The sequence below is a fragment of the Streptomyces viridochromogenes genome, assembly GCF_001270495.1.
Taxonomy (GTDB): Bacteria; Actinomycetota; Actinomycetes; order Streptomycetales; family Streptomycetaceae; genus Streptomyces; species Streptomyces viridochromogenes_A.
The window spans coordinates 15481-33460 of record NZ_LGUR01000194.1; the positions used below are offsets into that span (position 1 = coordinate 15481).

At 70.6% G+C, this 17980-nt stretch carries 13 protein-coding genes; all 13 read left to right on the forward strand.

All coding sequences use genetic code 11. The features are described from left to right. Positions 1-610: 610 nt before the first annotated feature. Genes ADK36_RS19100 through ADK36_RS19160 form a run of 13 tightly spaced genes read left to right on the forward strand, consistent with a single transcriptional unit; the run spans position 611 to position 17968 of the window. Positions 611-2476 carry a phage tail sheath subtilisin-like domain-containing protein gene (locus ADK36_RS19100; protein WP_048580760.1) on the forward strand — a complete coding sequence of 622 codons (1866 nt, stop codon included), beginning with the start codon at positions 611-613 and terminating at the stop codon, positions 2474-2476. Between the two features lie 33 nt (positions 2477-2509). Further along, positions 2510-3034 carry a phage tail protein gene (locus ADK36_RS19105; RefSeq protein ID WP_004003113.1) on the forward strand — a complete coding sequence of 175 codons (525 nt, stop codon included), beginning with the start codon at positions 2510-2512 and terminating at the stop codon, positions 3032-3034. Positions 3035-3060: 26 nt separating this feature from the next. Then, complete coding sequence (locus tag ADK36_RS19110; protein WP_053198382.1) at positions 3061-3798, forward strand: hypothetical protein; 738 nt, start codon at positions 3061-3063, stop codon at positions 3796-3798. Continuing rightward, positions 3791-4537 carry a hypothetical protein gene (locus tag ADK36_RS19115; RefSeq protein ID WP_053198384.1) on the forward strand — a complete coding sequence of 249 codons (747 nt, stop codon included), beginning with the start codon at positions 3791-3793 and terminating at the stop codon, positions 4535-4537. Before ADK36_RS19110 ends, ADK36_RS19115 begins: the two co-directional genes overlap by 8 nt. 33 nt (positions 4538-4570) lie before the next feature. After that, on the forward strand, positions 4571-5431 hold the full coding sequence (locus ADK36_RS19120; RefSeq protein WP_053198386.1) for a DUF4255 domain-containing protein: 861 nt from the start codon (positions 4571-4573) through the stop codon (positions 5429-5431). Between the two features lie 36 nt (positions 5432-5467). After that, positions 5468-7486, forward strand: coding sequence for an ATP-binding protein (locus ADK36_RS19125; protein ID WP_053198388.1), 2019 nt, complete (start codon positions 5468-5470; stop codon positions 7484-7486). Beyond that, on the forward strand, positions 7477-7815 hold the full coding sequence (locus ADK36_RS19130; protein ID WP_234329802.1) for a hypothetical protein: 339 nt from the start codon (positions 7477-7479) through the stop codon (positions 7813-7815). Before ADK36_RS19125 ends, ADK36_RS19130 begins: the two co-directional genes overlap by 10 nt. After that, positions 7812-14549: an eCIS core domain-containing protein gene (locus tag ADK36_RS51140; RefSeq protein WP_276525837.1), complete on the forward strand. Its 6738-nt coding sequence runs from the start codon at positions 7812-7814 to the stop codon at positions 14547-14549. Before ADK36_RS19130 ends, ADK36_RS51140 begins: the two co-directional genes overlap by 4 nt. A gap of 8 nt (positions 14550-14557) precedes the next feature. Then, positions 14558-15127, forward strand: a complete 570-nt coding sequence (locus tag ADK36_RS19140) for a HEAT repeat domain-containing protein (RefSeq protein WP_048580765.1) — start codon at positions 14558-14560, stop codon at positions 15125-15127. A 15-nt stretch (positions 15128-15142) separates the two neighbouring features. Beyond that, complete coding sequence (locus tag ADK36_RS19145) at positions 15143-15862, forward strand: hypothetical protein (protein ID WP_048580766.1); 720 nt, start codon at positions 15143-15145, stop codon at positions 15860-15862. 11 nt (positions 15863-15873) lie between these two features. Then, the gene (locus ADK36_RS19150) at positions 15874-16257 is read left to right on the forward strand and encodes a hypothetical protein (RefSeq protein WP_030050780.1); all 384 of its coding nucleotides are present in this window, start codon (positions 15874-15876) and stop codon (positions 16255-16257) included. Next, a complete protein-coding gene (locus tag ADK36_RS19155; RefSeq protein WP_048580768.1) occupies positions 16250-17389 on the forward strand; it encodes a hypothetical protein in 1140 nt (379 codons plus the stop codon). The genes ADK36_RS19150 and ADK36_RS19155 overlap by 8 nt, the downstream gene beginning before the upstream one ends. Positions 17390-17431: 42 nt before the next feature. After that, positions 17432-17968, forward strand: coding sequence for a phage baseplate assembly protein V (locus ADK36_RS19160; RefSeq protein ID WP_048580769.1), 537 nt, complete (start codon positions 17432-17434; stop codon positions 17966-17968). Positions 17969-17980: the final 12 nt, after the last annotated feature.

The window sequence follows — 17980 nt, forward strand, 5'->3', positions numbered from 1 at the left end:
CTGACTTCACGCATCTAAATGATCGGCCAAGCTACGAATCATTTCAGCCGTATGTCAAGACATGACGGCGAGATTTCACCTGCCCTAGAGGGGTGGATGGCGGTTGGGGCGGACTCTCGGCGGTATCTGGTCACCCCGGGGAAAACCAGCCATGGCGCGTTGTGTGCGACTCGGGGAGGCCGTACGTCCGTGCGACCAGTCGAACGGTGTGAGGGGGGTGTCTTGGTGGCTCGCCGGGGGCGCTCCGGCGCTCCGGGGCGGCACCCCTGTGCGGGATCTGTGAACCACCTGGCCGGGGCGCGCAGGCGTGATGTGCTGATACGGGGAGCGGGCCTTCACCAAACCCCCTCGCCGGCTGGCCGGAAGGCGTCTTGTTCGGTCAACTTCGAACCCAGCAAGGTGTGTTGAGCACTTGAGCATCAGGAGTCACAAGCGCGTTGCTTGACCCGTGCGGCCGACCGTCCACGGGGTGATGACGGGGGAACTGGTGCGGTGCACGTGACTACGTCGCCCATGTGAGTGGCGTTTTCGTGCCCCGGGTCGGGAATGCCTCCCTCTGCCATCTCTTGGTGCCTTTGTCCGGTACCCGAGACAGGGATAAGGAGGGGGAATGCCGATGAGCGCGGTCAGCGCCGCAAAGCCGACGTATCCCGGCGTCTACGTCGAAGAGCTCCCCAGCAGCACCCGCACGATCTCGACCTTGACCACGTCCGTGACCGCCTTCGTGGGCCACACCCGGCGTGGTCCGCTCAACGAGCCGGTTCGCGTCACCAGCTTCACGGAGTTCGAGCGCCGCTTCGGGGGCCTGAGCGCCCAGAGCGCCGTCGGCTACGCGGTCCACCAGTTCTTCGGCAACGGCGGCACCGTCGCGGTGATCGTCCGCGTCGCCAAGGCCGGCAGCGGCAAGGCCGCCTGCGTCACCCTCAAGTCCACCGAGGGCCACAGCGAGGGCCCGGTCCTCGAAGTGCACGCCAAGGAACCCGGCCTCTGGGGCAACGGCCTGCGCGTCGCCGTCGACCACGACACACCGTGCCCCGACGAGACCTTCAACCTGCGTGTCTACGACGCCAAGGGCGACGCCCGCGAGAGCTTCACGGGCCTGTCCATGGACCCCGCGAACGGCCGCTACGCGCAGACCGTGATCAATTCGGGTTCGCGCCTCATCCGCGTCGAGGTCGTCGGCGAGGGCCGACCCGACCCGTCCGGCACCGTCTCCAAGCCCTTCGGCGACGAACTCCCGAACCTGGCCGTCGACCTGACCGTCAAGATCGGCGAGGTGGAGCGCGAGTTCACGCTCTACGACCCCGACTGCGACGGCGAAGCCCCGTGCGGCGTCGCCGAGTTGGCGCTGCTCCTGGAGCGCAAGCTGCGCGCCCTGCCCGACGCGCCCGGCAAGCACGCCTTCGCGGGCGCCGAGGTCACCGCCTTCGGCCGCCGTATCCAGGTCGTCGCCGGCTCCACCGACCCCGAGGACGTCGTCCGCTTCCTCGGCGAGTGCGCCAACGACCTCGGCCTGGAGGCTTCCGTCAACCCGCCGGTCTTCCCGCTGGAGGGCGGCGAGGACGGCGCGGCGCCCGGCCCGCGCGACCTCATCGGCAGCGAGGGCGACAAGACCGGCATCCAGGCGCTGCGCGGCGTCGCCGACGTCAACCTGCTGGCGCTGCCCGAGCTCGCGGCGTACGAGAAGACCGAGGACGCCCTCACCGTCATCTCGGCCGCCCAGCGGCTGTGCCAGGAGCGGCGGATCTTCCTGCTGGTCGACGCGCCCAGCACCTGGGTCGGCGTCGACTCCGCACGCGCCGGGCTCGCCGCCTTCGACGCCGTGCGCGGCAACCACGCCGGCCTGTACTTCCCGCACCTCCAGCTCACCGACCCGCTCACGGGCCGGCTGCGCTCCTTCCCGCCGTCCGGCGCGGTCGCCGGAGTCATCGCCCGCACCGACTCCGAGCGCGGCGTGTGGAAGGCCCCGGCCGGCACCGAGGCGCGGCTCGCGGGCGTGCACTCGCTGACCGTCAACCTGACGGACCGTGAGACGGGACTGCTGAACCCGCTCGGCGTCAACTGCCTGCGCACCTTCCCGGTGACCGGCCCGGTCGTCTGGGGCGCTCGCACGCTGGAGGGCTCCGACGCGCTCGACAGCGAGTGGAAGTACGTGCCGGTGCGGCGCCTCGCGCTGCACGTGGAGGAGAGCCTCCAGCGCGGCCTGCAGTGGGTGGTGTTCGAGCCCAACGACGAGAACCTGTGGCAGCAGATCCGGCTCGCCGCCTCCTCGTACCTGCACACGCTCTTCCGCCAGGGCGCCTTCAAGGGCGGCACCCCGCGTGAGGCGTACTTCGTCAAGTGCGACAGCGACACGACGACCACCGAGGACATCGAGAACGGCATCGTCAACGTCCTCGTCGGCATCGCACCGGTCCGGCCGGCCGAGTTCGTGATCGTCAAAATCCAGCAGACGTCCGGGCAGTTCGCGCTCTAGGCGCCGGGAATCGTGGAGAACTGAAGGAATCCGATGGCTGAGTTCACGGTCAACGCGCATCGCTTCGACCCCTACAAGAACTTCAAGTTCCTGGTCCTGTGGGACGGTCGCACGGTCGCCGGCATCAGCAAGATCAGTCCGCTGAAGCGGACGACGGAAGTCGTCAAGCACCGCCACGGCGGCGACCCCTCGTCGCCGCGCAAGTCGCCGGGCCGCTCCGAGTTCGAGGGCATCACCCTGGAGCGCGGAGTCACCCACGACCCCGAGTTCGACCGCTGGGCCAACAAGGTCTGGCAGGTCGGCGCGGGCCTCGGCTCCGAGGTGTCCCTCGCCGACTTCCGCAAGGACATAGTGATCCAGGTCCTCAACGAGGCCGGCCAGGTCGCCGTCTCGCACAAGCTCTACCGGACCTGGCCCAGCGAGTACCAGGTCCTCGGCGAGCTCGACGCCAACGCCAACGCGGTGGCCATCCAGTCGCTGAAGCTGGAATGCGAGGGCTGGGAGCGGGACTACGAGGTGCCCGAGCCGGAGGAGCCGTCCTTCCTCAACCCGGCCTGAGCAGCGGGTAGTCGAGGGGGGACGAGATGGCGATCACCGGGGCGGCCGAGCTGCTGGCCACCTGGGAGGCGGGCCTCGCCGAGGCACCGACGGGGCGCGCCTTGCTGCTGCACCGCACGGCGCGCCCGGACGTCGACACCGCGACCCTGCCGGTCCTGCCGGTGGGGGAGCGCGAGGCCGACCTGTTCGCGCTGCGCCGCGCCCTGTTCGGGGAGCGGATGCAGGTGCGGCTGGCGTGCTCGGCGTGCGGGGAGGACATGGAGTTCGACCTGGACGCCGGGGAGTTCGCGCGGTCACTGGCCGGGCAGGGCACCCCGGGCGACTCCGTGGTGCGCGTCCGGCAGGACGGGTGGGACGTGGAGTTCCGGCTGCCCGGCGTCGCCGACCTGACGGCGGCGGCCCGGGCTGCCGACCCGCGCACCGCCCTGCTCGCGCGGTGCCTGGTCTCGGCGGTACGCGACGGGACGCCGGTGGGCGCCGGTGATCTGCCGGTCCCGGTCCAGCGCCGGATCGCCGAGGCCGTCGAGGCCGCCGACCCGGGCGCCGACGTCACGCTCACCATCGCCTGCCCCGAGTGCGGCGATGCCACCAGGGCCGAGCTGGACATCGCCTCCTACCTGTGGACCGAACTCGACGCCTGGGCAAGGGACCTGCTGCTCGACGTCCATCTGCTCGCCACGTCGTACGGCTGGAGCGAGCCGGAGATCCTGGCGCTCAGCCCGCTGCGGCGCCGCTACTACCTGGAGCTGTGTGCGGATGTCTGACGCCGACGGGGCGCCGGTGCCCGACTTCCTCGACCGGCTGATCGCCCGGCACACCCCGGCCGCCGCCGGCCCGCGCCCGGGTGTGGTGCGGGTACGTCCTCGGCTGCCCGGCCCGTTCGAGCGGGTCGAGGCCGTACGGAGCACGGCACCGGACCCGGACGACGGCACCGACCTGCTGTGGCCCTCCACCACCCCCTCGGCCGTACCGCGGGGGGACGCGCCGGGCCCGGCGACACCGCCGGCCCGGCCGCACACGGAACGGGAGCGGACGGTCGTACGTACCGAACGCACCCCGGCCGACCCGGCACCGCGGCCCGCCCTCAGGGCCCTGCCCGAGGCACGTCTGCTGCGCCCCGTCGCGCCGCTCGCCGCGGAGCCGCGGCCGATGCCCGACGCCGCGCAACGGGCGACGGGCCGTGGGCGCCCGGAGCGGGGCGCACCTCCGACCGCGGCGGCCGTACCCAACCCCCCGGGTACGGACGCCGCTTCCCCCGCCGCTGTGTCCGCGGCGCTGCGCCCCAGCGCCGCGGACACAGCGGCAGCCAGGGACGCCGTACGGCAGGCCGCCGCGCGGCGCCCCTCGCGGACGCCGGAGCAGGTGGTGCAGGTACAGATCGGGCGGCTGGAGGTGACGGCCGGACCGTCACCGTCCGGCGGCACCCGGCAGCGCACGTCGTCCACGGAGCGACCGGGCCCGACCCTGAGCCTGGCCGACTATCTGGCGCGGGGGTGGGAGTGACATGACAGATCGAGGAACCGAGGAACCGACGCCATGAGCAACGCACTCGCCATCGCCCATGTCACCCAGGCCCTCGCCCTGCTGCTCGCGTCCAACATCGGCCCGGAGTTCGACGAGGCCGTGAAGGTGGAGCCGCACAGGCCGCCCACAGAGCCGCCGGACCACCCCACCCTCAACGTGTTCCTCTACCAGGTCACGCCCAACACCTCGATGCGCAACAACGACCTGCCGACCCGTGCCTCCGACGGCACGCTGGTGAAGCGTCCGGCCGCCGCGCTGGACCTGCACTACCTCATCAGCGCGTACGGCGACGAGACGACCCTGGTCGGGCAGCGGCTCATCGGCTCCGTGGTGCGCACCCTGCACGAGATCCCGATCCTGCCGAAGGACGTCATCGAGGAGACGGGCCAACTCCCGCACCTGGCGGGCAGCGACCTCGCGGAGGCGGCCCAGCGGGTGCGGTTCGTCCCCACGGTGATGGACATCGACGAGACGTCGAAGCTGTGGGGGATGCTCTACCAGACGCCGTACTCGCTGTCGGTGGTCTACCAGGCGACCCTGATCCTCATCGACGGACGCGAGAAGCCGGTACCGGCGAAGCCGGTGGAGCGGCCCGACGTACGGGTGCTGCCCTTCGGGGCGCCGGGGGCGCCGGCCCCTCCGGGGGCTGAGCCGAAGGCTGAGGGGACGTCAACCGACCGTTCGCCAGCGGGTGTTGTGAACGCGGCGGTCGTCGACGATCCCGGGCCGGGGAGCGGTGCCGCGAAGAAGACCGCGAAGGCACCGGCCAAGACCGTCACCAAGGCCGTCACCAAGGCTCCGGCACGCGCCCGCAAGGCCACCCGGGTGAGCAAGTCGGCGCAGCCGGAACCCCGGAAGGGCACGGAGGGCTGAGAGGGGATGGGGAGAACGACGGGGGTGGATGAGGGCATGGGTACGAACGGGCGGGGAGCGGCGGGTACTTCGGGTACGGCCGCCGGACACGAGGCCGGCGCGACGCTGACCGCGGAGGTCCGGCGTGTCCTGGCCCGCATCGACGCCCACGCCACCGGACCCGGCCGGCCGGCCGCCGGTCCGGAGTCCGACGCCGAGTCCGCCGCGCCGACCACCGCCGGCTCCGCGAGCCCGGCACCCCTGGCCGCCCCGGGCACCGCCCCCCTCGACGCCCTCGTCACCTGCTTCGGCCTCACCACCTTCGAACGCGACCTCATCCTCCTCGCCGCCGCCGACGAACTGGACCCCACGACCGCCGCCCGCTGCGCCGCGGCCTGCGGTGACCCCCAGCGGGCGTACCCGACGTTCTCGCTCGCCCTGGCCGCCCTCGCCGAACCGCACTGGAGCGCGCTCACGCCCGTCGCGCCGCTGCGGCGCTGGCGGATCGTCGAGCTCGACGACGATTCCCGGCTGACGACCTCCCGGCTACGGCTCGACGAGCGCATCCTGCACTTCCTGCTGGGCTCGCCCTACCTGGACGCCCGCCTGCACGGCCGCCTGCGCCGCACACCGGTGCCGGAGCAACTGCCGCCGTCGTACGACCTGGCCGCGAGCAGGGTCGCCGAGGGCTGGACGACGGGGGCGAGCCCCGACGCACCGCTGCTCGTCGAGGTGACCGGCGGCGACCTGCGCAGCCGTGCCGACATCGCCGCCGCGGCGGCCGCCAGGTCCGGGCTCGGGCTGTACGCGATGGGCGCCGAGGACATCCCGGCCGACCCCGCCGAACGCGACCGCCTGGCCCGCCTCTGGCAGCGCGAGGCCATCCTGCTGCCCGCCGCGCTGCTCGTCGACGTGGGCGACCTGGACCGCGACCAGCGGGCGGCGGCCGAGGCGTTCCTGGCCGGGGCGGCCGTACCGGTCGTCGTATCGAGCGAGGACCCGCTGCGCTCGGAGCGGCCGCACGGTGCACAGGTTGCCGTACCGCGCCTCGACGACGACGAGCAGGTCGAGCTGTGGGCCCAGGCGTTCCACCCGGTCGCCGATCTCGACGAGGGTGAACTGCGCTCCCTGGTCGCCCAGTTCCAGCTTCCCCCGCACGTCATCCGGTCCGCCGCCGCGACCGTGCGCCGCCGCCTGCCGCACGAGGACTCCCTGGACGCCGCCGAACTCGCCTGGAGCGCGGGCCTGGAGGAAGCCAGGATCGGGATGGACGAGCTGGGCCGCCGTATCGAACCAGAGGCGGGCTGGGGCGACCTGGTCCTGCACGACCGCCAGACCGGTGTGCTGCGCGAGATCGTCGCCCATGTACGGCAGCGGGCGACCGTCCACCAGGAGTGGGGATTCGCCGGCACCCTGCGCCGCGGCCTCGGCGTCACGGCCCTCTTCGCGGGCGGCTCCGGCACCGGCAAGACGCTGGCCGCCGAGGTCATGGCGAAGGAACTCGGCCTCGACCTGTTCATCGTCGACCTCTCCCAGGTCGTCAGCAAGTACATCGGCGAGACCGAGAAGAACCTCCGCCGGGTCTTCGACGCCGCCGAACGCGGCGGCGCGCTCCTGCTGTTCGACGAGGCCGACGCGCTGTTCGGCAAGCGCAGCGAGGTCAAGGACAGCCACGACCGGTACGCCAACCTGGAGGTCAGCTACCTGCTGATGCGGATGGAGGCCTACCGCGGACTCGCCATCCTCACCACCAACATGAAGAAGGCCCTCGACACCGCCTTCCTGCGCCGCATCCGCTTCGTCGTCGACTTCCCCTTCCCGGCCGAGCACGAGCGCGCCGAGATCTGGCGCCGCGTGCTGCCCTCGCAGGCTCCGGCCAAGGGCATCGACCCCGGCCTGCTCGCCCAACTCACCGTCGCGGGCGGCTCGATCCGCAACATCGCGCTGTCCGGGGCCTTCCTCGCGGCCGAGGAGGGCGACCGGCTCCAGATGCGGCACATGCTGGCGGCGGCCCGCACGGAGTACCAGAAGCTGGAGCGCTCCCTGACCCCGGGGGAGGTGCGGGGATGGGTGTGAACGGGGGGTTCCGTGACGCGCGTGAGAGCCGCGAGTCCCGTGAGTCCCGTCACGACCGGGAGCCTCGGGAGATCCGGGTGGAGATCGGCGAACTCGCCCTCCACGGCTTCCGGGTGGACCCGGAGCGGGTGTCGGCCGCCTTCGAACGCGAACTGACCCGCCTGGTCCGTGCCCACGGCGTCCCGCTCGCCGCGGACGGTGCCCTGGCCCTCGACGCCCTGTCCGGCCTGCCACCCCTGCCCGCCGGCCTGTCCGCCCGCCGCCTCGGCCAGGAACTGGCCCGGGCGGTGCACGAAGGACTCAGCGGCCACGGGGAGGTGACGCGATGAGCACCCACTCCCAGGACGCCCGTTCCGAGCAGGCGGCCGAACAACGCCGCCGCAAGCGCAAGGAGCGTGCCGCCAAGTCCCGTACACCCGAGCCCAAGGACATCGTCAGCGGCGCCGGCCAGCCCCTGGACCCGGGCGTGCGACGGGAGCTGGAGGAGCGACTCGGCCACGACCTCGGCCGCGTCCGCCTGCACACCGACCGGGACGCCGGTCAGCTGACCGAACTCCTCGGCGCCGACGCGGTCGCCGTCGGCCAGGACATCTTCTTCCGCGAGGGCGCCTTCAAGCCGGGCACCGACGATGGCCACCGCCTCCTCGCCCACGAGCTCCTGCACACCGTGCAGAACCCGCACGGCCTCGGCACGCTGCGTGCGGGCCGGGAGCTGGGGGCGGTGAGCCTGCCGCAGCAGGCGATCGAGCGGGAGGCGGAGTCGGCCGCCCGGGATCTCGTACGTCCGTCGGCGACCGGCCCGGAGCAGTCCTCGGCCGACGTGGCCGAGGACCAGGCCACCCCCGGCTGGCTGCGCTACGCCACCGTCGACGCCGACCGCAACCGCGCCGAGGCCATCGACCCCGCGACCCTCGTCGACCGCCTCGCGAACTCCCTCGTACGATCCCTGCGCGGCGACCCCGAGGACCTGTCCCAGCGCACCCGCAAGCAACTCGCCCGACTGCCCGAGGAGTTGCTCGACGGCGTCCTCGTCCGCCTGGAGAGCCGGCTGCTCGGCTCGGAGCACGACCGGGTGCTCGACCTCGTCGACGAGATCGAGGCGTACGACGACCACGCCGAGGACGGTCTGGAGCGGGACGCGCACGACGCTCCGGAGATCGAGCCGGACACGGCCGAGGAGGTGCGGACCGAGCGCGAGAACGCCGTGCGCTCCGCTGAGGAGCGGCGGGCGCAGGAGGAGCGGCCCCGGCTCGCGCCCGGCCCGGAGAAGGACCGGACCGCCGAGGAAGGCGCGGCCGGCAGTACTCCGCAGAACGGTGGGACGCAGGAGCAGGGGAGCACTCCGCAGGGCGGGGGTGCGCCCGGCGGGGCACAGGAGCAGGAGGCGTCGGCCGGGCAGGGATCCGGGACGGCGGGGGCCCCGGCATCCGGTGGGGGCGCGGCCGCGGCCCGTGAGGAGCAGTCCTCGTCCGCCTCGGAGGGAAGGTCCGGGGGCGCGGCCGGCCAGGAGGGCAAGGACGGCAACGACGGCAAGGAGAACGACAAGGGCGGCAAGGAGAGCGACAAGGGCGGTCAGGAGCGGACCGAGCGCGAGGACGCTGCCGCCGCGAGCAAAGAGGAGTCCGCGGCGAAGAACCGCCCGGGCGCGGCCGAGGCTGCCGTTGCCGGACGTCAGCTGAAGCAGCAGGACAAGCGGGGCCAGCAGAAGCCGACCGGTTCGCCGACGGCGTCCGGCAAGGACACCCAGCTGCCCGGCAGGCTCAGCACGCTCGACGGCAAGCGCAACCAGGATCTCGACGGCCGGGACCAGGAGACCGACGAGGACCCGTTCGGCTCCGGCAGCGAGTCCGAGGTCGAGGTCGGGGGCGAGGAGCCGAGCGCCTGGGACGTCAAGCTCCAGCCGGACGACTTCGTTCCGCAGCATGACATCGACGTGTCCGCCGTACCGACCGCCGACAAGCTGGACCCTTCCGCGCCCGCGGCCGCACAGACGGCCCCGTCGTTCGCGGCCCCGCCTCCGACGAGGGCCGAACAGGTGCAGGCCGAGCGGGAGGCGGAGGACGCCGAGGACGAGGCGGCGGAGCCCGAGGAGGAACCGGCCGAGTCCGTCGAGGAGCCGGAGTCGTCGGCGCCGGAGACCGAGGGCGGCCCGGACAGCCTCGCCGGTCCGGGCGGCCCGGCCCTGGAGCAGGCCGCGCGTCCGGCACCGGGGACCCGGGACCCCAAGAGCGGTGACGACCCCAAGGCCGGGCCGGTGGCCGCGCAGACCACGGTGCAGGAGGCGCCGGGCAAGCAGGAGGGGAAGTCCGAGGGCGGCACCGAGGCCAAGGAGTCGGCCGCCAAGGAGGAGAAGGGCACGGACGCGGCGGGCGACAAGGGTGCCACCGCTCCGGAGAAGGAGTCCCAGCAGGCGAAGGGCGGCCAGTCGGCGCAGAGCGACGCCGGGGCGAAGGAGGACGGCGGGGGCGGCGCGCGGGGCGAGCAGGGCGGCGGGTCCGTACAGGACGCGTCGTCCGGCGGCGGGGGTGAGGTTACGGCGCCCGGGGCGTCCGACGGAACGGGCGGTGCCGGTACGGCGAACTCGTCCGGCTCGGCCGGGACTTCGGGGTCGGCTGGTACTTCCGTGACTTCCGGGGCCGAGTCGGCTGGTGAGACACCGGCACAGGAGAGCCGTAAGGAGGCGCCTGCTCGTACGGAGACATCAGCGGCGCCCGCACGGTCGGCTTCGGCATCCGCGCCCGCCGCCGCGAAGTCGGAGCCGACGTCGGCCTCGGCGAAGGCCTCCCCGGAACCGAAGGCGGAACGGGAGAGCGCACCGGCGCCGAAGGCGGCGCGCGGTGGAGGCGGAGGTGGCGGCGGAGGAGGTGCCGGCGGTGGCGGTGGGGCCGCCCCGGCTGCCGGCAAGGGCAAGAAGGACTCCGCGCCGGTCCCCAACCTCTCCGGGGTCTCGCCGGAGGCCGGGCTCGCGACGGCGTCGAAGCTCAAGCCGCACAAGGCACTTCAGGCGATGGGCGGGGTCGGCGGCGCGGTGGACCGCACGGTCGGCGACGAACACAAGACGCTGGCCTCCGCGCCTCCCTCGATGCAGCGCCCTGCGGGTGCGCCGCAGACGTTGCAGGGCAAGCCGAAGTCGGACGCCCCGGCCGAGTACTCGCAGGACAAGCCTCAGGAGGCCGAGGCTCCCGAGCAGGAGAACGCCGAGGTCGAGGGCGCCAAGGAGCCCGAGGGCCAGATCGAGGCGGAGAAGGCCGAGGAGCCCGGCGGCTGGGACACCTTCAAGATGGCGCTCGGCTTCGGCATCGGCAAGGTGGCGAGCTGGCTCGGCTTCGAGGTGGATCCGCAGGAACTGGCCGCCAAGTTCGCCGGGCTGCCCACGAAGGACGAGGCGCTCAAGCAGGCCCAGGCGGGCAACGCGCCCGGCGTGGAGCTGAAGGGCTCGGCGGAGGACAGCGCCGGTCAGCAGGACGGTCATGTCGACGCCAAGGGCCAGGAGACCGTGGCCACGGCCCGCGACGACTCAGGCCGGGCGATGGGCGAGGACCAGGTCTACCCCAACGCCCCCAAGGAGGAGATGCGCGCATCGGTGCCGGGTGCGCAGGGCGGCGAGGGAGTCGCGGTCGACGGCGGCGGCGCGACCGGTGCCGTACCGCCCGAGGCGGCCTCCGAAGTGGCCGAGCACGAGCAGGGACCGCAGGTCCAGGCCGCGTTCAACGACGGTCAGAAGGGCGTGTCCGAGGGCCGGCAGGCCAAGGACCGGGACTTCCGGGACTCGCAGGCCAAGCACAAACAGCAGGTCGACGCCGAGATCGGGCGGAACACCGAGACACAGGCGGGCGAGCGCGAGAAGGCGATGGGCGAGGTCACCGCCCAGCGCGAGGGCTGGCGCACGGAGCAGGACAAGGAGCTCAAGAGCCTCGGCGACAAGAAGACCGACCGGCACGACAAGGTCCGCAAGGACGTCGAGGACAAGGAAAAGCAGACCGACGACAACGTCGACAAGGAGAAGGAGGGCAGCGACAAGAAGATCCAGGAGGAGAGCGACAAGGCGGAGCGCGACGCGGAGAAGCAGCGTGACGGCGCCGTCGAGGACTCGGGCAACTGGATCACCAAGGCCTTCGACTGGATCAAGCAGAAGGTCATCGAGATCAAGAACGCGATCGTCCGGGTCATCCGGGCGGCGCGCGACGCGGTCGTCGGCTTCATCAAGAACTTCAAGGACACCGTCGAGCGCTGGATCAACGAGGCCCGCAAGAACATCGTCGAAGCGATCAAGAACTTCATCAAGGAACTGATCGAGTTCGCGGTGGCGATGGTGCGGGCGGTCATCGAACTCGCGGCCCGCATCCGCAAGTTCATCACCGACCTGATCGCGGCGGCCATCGCCCTCGTCCAGCGGCTGGCCGAGGCGCTCAAGCAGGCGATCAGCGACCTCCTGGACGCCATCGGCAAGCTCCTGAGCAGCATCCTGGACGTCCTGAAGAAGGCGCTCCTTGATGTCGTCAAGGCGATCGTGGACGCGGTCAAGGCGGTCCTCCAGTTCGCCTCACGCATGCTCGGCGCACTGGGCGAGTTCATGCTCGTCGCGGTCGACTTCCTCTCCGACCCCGGTGGCTGGCTGAGCGGTGCCAAGGACTCCGCCGTGGACGGCGCGAAGAACCATCTGTTCCGCGAGGTCAAGGCGGCTGTCAAGGACTGGTTCCAGTCCAAGATCGAAGAGATCATCGGCGTCCCGAAGGCCATCCTGGACAAACTGATCAAGGGCGGCATCACCCTCGAACAGATCGTCAAGGAGACCTGGGACGCCATCGTCCCCCAACTCCCCCTGATCATCGGCGAGATCGTCATCACCAAGGTCATCGCCAAGCTCATCCCCGGCGCGGGCTGGGTGATGGCGGTGATCGACGCCATCCGCACGGCCATCGGCGCCCTCGGCGAGATCCTGCGCGCCATGGGAGCCGTCCTCGACTGGCTGAAGGCCGTCCGCCGCGGCGGCGCCGGCGTCCTCTTCGCGAAGGCGGTCGCCGCGGGCATCGTGGCCCTGCTCGAACTCGCTTACGAGGCCTTGCTGAGCGGCATCGGCAAGTACGTGGCGAAGGTGGGCCGACGCTTCAAGGACATCGCCGCGAAGCTGGGCGGCAAGGGCAAGGGGGAGAAACCGGGCGGGGGGAAGGGCGCGGGGGCTGACGGGACGGACGACAAGGGCGGGGACAAGAAGCCCCAGGCCGATCCGGCGAAGAAGCCGGGCACGGACCCGAAGACCCAGACAGCTACGGCGCCGAAGCCGGGCCAGGGCAAGGACGGCGCCCCGGGGAAGACGAAGCCGACGCAGGGTGACGCCAAGAAGCCCACGCCCGCAGCCAGCAAGGACAAGGACGGCAAGCCGAAGGACAGGGACGAGAAGCCGGACACCAAGCCGACGCCGACGGTCAAGCCGAAGCCGAAGGCGGAACCCCCGGCGACGCCGAAACGTGACCCGGACACGACGGCGAAGAGCGCGGATGACAGGGGGTCGGACAAGCCGAAGGACGACAAGGACGCTGGCGCCAAGCCGAAGGACGACAAGGACACCACAGGCAAGCCCAAGGACACCGACGGCGCGGCACCGGCCAAGCCGAAGGACCAGGACCCGGCCAAGCCGAAGAGTGGGGGGAAGGACTCTCCCGCCAAGTCCAAGGACGGGGATGACAGGAAGGCCCGGGATCGGGATCAGGACCCGAAGAAGCCCAAGCACCGCCAGGACCGGGACGGGAAGCGCGACGGTAAGAACAAGGAAAACAGGCGCAAGGACGCAGACCCAGCCAAGTCGAAGCAGAACAAGAAGGATCAGCGGAAGAAGGACGAGGAATCATCGGATTCCAAGGAGGACCGTCTCCGCAAGATCGTGGCCCGGCTGCGGCCCAAGCTGAACAGTGTCCTGCGCCGTGGGACAACGGCGAAGCTATTGGATGTCTTTCTCCGGTCGGCGAAAACCTGGTACCGATTGACCAGTCTGACCCGGGAAGATGATCGGCTGTTCGACATTACAGCCAGACTGAATCCCGAGGCGCGAGCGGCTGGTGGGTTCAAGCTGACGGGGGCTGATCTCCGTCAGATCATCCAGGGGGTCTCCGCCGACATGCTGAAGGATCCGAGAGTCCAGGCAGCGGCCACGAGCATGCTTCAGACGAAGAATGCGGTGGCAACCGACCCCGTGTCCGTGAACGCGGCAGCTGATTTCCCGGGCGCAGTCAACTACCTGCGGAACCGCGGAAGCGGTCTGCCGGTGTCGACACCGGGTGGGCAGCAGCGAACGATTCCGCCGCATCAGCCCGGGCCCGGAGTCATGGAGGACTACCATGTCGGCCAGAACCAGGAGTTGGTGCAGGAAGAAAACACGGCCGGCGAACTGAATGCGTATACGCAGATAGATCTCGGCAAGATGCGAAACGGCAAGCCGATCAAGTCGAGCTATCCGAACATCGCCAGGAAAATCGACGCGCTCGCTGCGGAAGGGCTCGATGGTCCGTCTCTCGCGGCCGCCATGCACAGCTTCACCGCGCACGGCGTCATGCCGGGAAACCTGACCACGGAACAGAGAAAGCTGATACGCGAACTGCACTGGCTCATGTTCGTGCGCGAATCTGTCCGTAACCCCGGCAACCTCGGATTCGCCGCCATGCTCACCACCTTGATTGCCGCGGGTGATGTCAATTGGGACGAAGCGTTCCGCGGTTATCAAGGAAATCGGAACCCCAAGACAGGAAAGTGGCGAGGCAAGAAGCCCTGGACCAGGTTGGGCGGGCGCGGGCTGTTCCCGATGTCCATGCAGGGAGCAGTGGCAGCAGCCCGGGATTTGGCAAAGGGGGTCGTCGGCCGCAAGAAGAAGAACAAGGACGGGACGGAAGAGGACAGCGTCGCACAGCAGGTACGGGATGAACTGGTCAGGCGTGAGATAGATTTGGCGGAACGCTGGGTTCGGACACATCTGCAGCGTGACGAGATAGTCGGCGACACCGAGCAGGATGCCATGGCTCAGGGTCGGCAACTCGTGAGGGACTACATGTGGAACTACTACAACCTGTAGGAGGAGCGGTGGCCGACTACGACGTTCGCCTTGCCTTGAAGGCGGAAAAGGCTGAAGCGGGTGTGGCAAGCTTCGCTATGCGGAACAGGTGGGAGATGCGCATCCTGGGGAACCGCAAAGCGGATATCTTCATGAATGTGTGGATCACTTCTGACCGGGTCGAGGTCCACTACATCGAGGATCCGCTCACCGGAATCCCGTTCGTCACCTTCCGCGGTGAAAATTCAGCCCGAACCGCCGAGATGCTCAAGGCGTCCTGCAATGTGTGGGAGTTTTCCGAGGCGTTGGAAGGAGCGCGCCGGGCAGCGGACCGGGACGCGAGGCTGACCGCGGTGTACGCGGCAGCATTTACGGCTCCGGAGCAGCCGGTTGACGAAATGATCGAACTGTTCCACTCGCTGGCCACAGATCCTGATGCCGGTGTGCGGCAGTCGATCGTCGTATCGACCGGCTATGTCCCCTGGCCGCAGCTCGTCGAAATCGTTCGGGAGCTGTCTCGGACCGACCCTGTGGACCATGTGAGGGAGAACGCTCGATTGCTGCTGGAGGGCCTGAGTATCCATGGCAACGAGAACTGACGAGGTACCGCGACAGTGACCCGCTACGCCGACATCCCCAAACCCATCCGCTCCGGAATAGTCGTAGTCAACCCCGACACCGGCACCCCCCAGCGGATCATCGTCCTCCAGTTCAACCCGGACACCCTGGAGCGCAGCGTCGCCCCCCAGTCCGCCGGCGACAGCGGTGACTCCGGGAGCGGTGGCACCGGCAGTGGCGACCGAAATGAAGCCCTCCGGCTCAAGGGCCCCGCCCAGGAGACCTGGAAGTTCACCGCCGAGATCGACGCGACCGACCAGTTCGAGGTCGCCGCGCCCGACGGTATTCACCCCCAGCTCGCGACCCTCGAAATGCTGGTGCAACCGACAACCGCCCAGCTCCGCGCCGCGATGAAGCTTTCCCAGAAGGGGGCCATCGAGATCAGTCCGATCGAGATGCCGCTCACCCTCTTCACCTGGGGGAGCAAGCGGGTGATGCCCGTGCGGCTCACCGAGCTCTCCGTCAACGAGTCCGCCTTCGACGTGAACCTCAACCCCATCCGCGCCTCGCTCAGCATCGGCATGAAGATCCTCACCGTCAGCGACCTCCCCGCCGGTCACCGGGGCGCCGACCTGTACATGGCCCACCTCGCCCAGAAGGAACGCCTCGCCGCGGCCGCCCGCGGCGGCAGCCTCGGCTCGCTCGGGCTCCGTGGAGGCATCGGCGGAGGCGGAATAGGCGGATTCGGAACCAACGCCGTGATCGGCAGGGGCTGAGGAGGACGACCATGGCTGAGATCGAGCCGTACGAGAATGCCCTGGACGCGATACCGGGTGCCCACCCCTACCCGCGCACCAGCCGGTACCACGACGCCGAGATCGGGATCCACCGGCGTCCCGACGGGACCGAGGTCCGTTACACCAAGCGGCGGTTGCTGCCCCCGGTCGACCAGACCGGGGACCCCGACCTCACCCAGCCGCACACCGTCGGCGCCGGCGAGCGCCCCGACCTCCTCGCGCAGCGGTACTTCGGCGACCCCGGCCAGTGGTGGCAGATCGCCGACGCCAACCCCGTACTGGATCCACGGGAGTTGACCGACGAGGCCGGGCGCGTCATCGACATCCCGCTCGCCGGCGGGTTCCCCGGCGGCAGGGGAGACCGGCGTGTTTGATCTGCCCGTGGGGCAGGGCCCCGTCCACATCGCGCTCCAGATGGGGCCCAAGCTCGCCCGGCCCGTCCCGGCCGAGGTGACCGAGGCCCTGCTGTCCGCCCAGATCACCGCCACCGCGGGGGAGCGGAGCGGCTTCCAGCTCGCCTTCGACCTCACCAAGAACGGGATCATCAGCCGGCGGCTCCTGCCCGAGGGGTTCTTCGACCCCAAGACACGGCTCATCGTCACCGTCACCGTCCGCGGCACCTCCGCCGTCCTCTTCGACGGGCTCGTCGTCCGCCACGAGGTCGGCGCCAGCAACCAGCCCGGCCACTCCACCCTCACCGTCACCGGCGAGGACCTGACACTGCTCATGGATCTGGAGGAACGCACCGCCCGGTACCCGAACCTCCCGCCCTCCGAGCGCGCACTCGCCATCCTGCGCCGGTACTCCGACTACGGCATCCGGCCCGACGTCTACACCGAGCAGGTCGCCCAACCCCCGCACCAGGACCTCCGCGTGCACTACCAGACCGGCACCGACCTCCAGTACGTCACCGAGCTCGCCCGTGCCAACGGGTACACCTTCTACCTTGAGCCCGGGCCCAACCCCGGCCAGTCCTCCGCCCGTTGGGGACCGGAGATCCGCCTCGGCATCCGCCAGCACGCCCTGAACGTCAACATGGACGCCAACTCCACCGTCGACCAGCTGACGTTCGCCTACGACGGAACCGCACGCGAAGAGCCGCAGGCCCGCTGGCAGAACCCCGAGACCCGGCAGTCGGACCTGCTCCCGCAGCCGTCCATCAGCCCGCTGCGCCCACCCCTCGGCAAGCGGCCCACCCCGGCGCTGAAGCGCAGGACCCTCTCCGGAACCGCCAAGCACCAGCGCGAGCAGGCCGAGGCCGAACTCCTCGCCCGCGCCGCCGTGTCCGCCGACGTCGTCTCCGGCTCCGGCTCACTCGACGTCATCCGGCACGGCTACATCCTCCAGCCCCGCCAGCTCGTCGGCGTACGCGGCTCGGGACGGGCGTACGACGGCGACTACTTCGTCAAGTCCGTCACGCACAACCTGCGTCCGGGCTCGTACCAGCAGAACTTCACCCTCTCAAGGGAGGGCCTGGAAGCGCGTAGCGACTACGTCCGGCCCTGACCCGCGTAACCCCACGAACCATCGACCAGGAGCACCCCCACCATGGCGGCACCCAGCAATCGCTACCTCGGCAAGTTCCGCGGCCGGGTCGTCGACAACGACGACCCGCTGCGCATCGGCCGGATCACCGTCGAGGTCCCGGACGTCCTCGGCAACGAGCCGTCGACGTGGGCGCTGCCCTGCCTGCCGTTCACCGGACCCCAGTCGGGGCAGTTCGTGGTGCCGCCGCCGGGGGCGGGCGTATGGGTGGAGTTCGAGCAGGGGGATCCCAGCTTCCCGGTGTGGACCGGGTGCTGGTACGGGGCCGCCGAGGAGCTTCCGCCCGACGCGCGCCGCGAACTCCAGGCCAACTCGCCCAACAAGCCCGTCGTCGTACAGACGCCGCAGGCGCACAAGCTCGTCATGAACGACACGCCCGGCGCCGAGCAGGGGATTCTGCTCCAGGCCCAGGGCGGCGCATACATCCGTATCACCAGGGAGGCCGTGGTCATCTCGACCGGCGCGGGCGCCGAGATCCTGCTGCGCGGCAACGAAGTGACCATCAACGAGGGCCAGTTGACCGTGCTCTCCAAGCGATGAAGGAAGACGGGG

Coding starts and splice junctions, on each gene's coding strand:
- ADK36_RS19130 (WP_234329802.1), top strand. CDS start 7,477: ATGGGTGTGAACGGGGGGTTCCGTGACGCGCGTGAGAGCCGCGAGTCC.
- ADK36_RS19125 (WP_053198388.1), top strand. CDS start 5,468: ATGGGTACGAACGGGCGGGGAGCGGCGGGTACTTCGGGTACGGCCGCC.
- ADK36_RS51140 (WP_276525837.1), top strand. CDS start 7,812: ATGAGCACCCACTCCCAGGACGCCCGTTCCGAGCAGGCGGCCGAACAA.
- ADK36_RS19100 (WP_048580760.1), top strand. CDS start 611: ATGCCGATGAGCGCGGTCAGCGCCGCAAAGCCGACGTATCCCGGCGTC.
- ADK36_RS19115 (WP_053198384.1), top strand. CDS start 3,791: ATGTCTGACGCCGACGGGGCGCCGGTGCCCGACTTCCTCGACCGGCTG.
- ADK36_RS19150 (WP_030050780.1), top strand. CDS start 15,874: ATGGCTGAGATCGAGCCGTACGAGAATGCCCTGGACGCGATACCGGGT.
- ADK36_RS19160 (WP_048580769.1), top strand. CDS start 17,432: ATGGCGGCACCCAGCAATCGCTACCTCGGCAAGTTCCGCGGCCGGGTC.
- ADK36_RS19105 (WP_004003113.1), top strand. CDS start 2,510: ATGGCTGAGTTCACGGTCAACGCGCATCGCTTCGACCCCTACAAGAAC.
- ADK36_RS19110 (WP_053198382.1), top strand. CDS start 3,061: ATGGCGATCACCGGGGCGGCCGAGCTGCTGGCCACCTGGGAGGCGGGC.
- ADK36_RS19120 (WP_053198386.1), top strand. CDS start 4,571: ATGAGCAACGCACTCGCCATCGCCCATGTCACCCAGGCCCTCGCCCTG.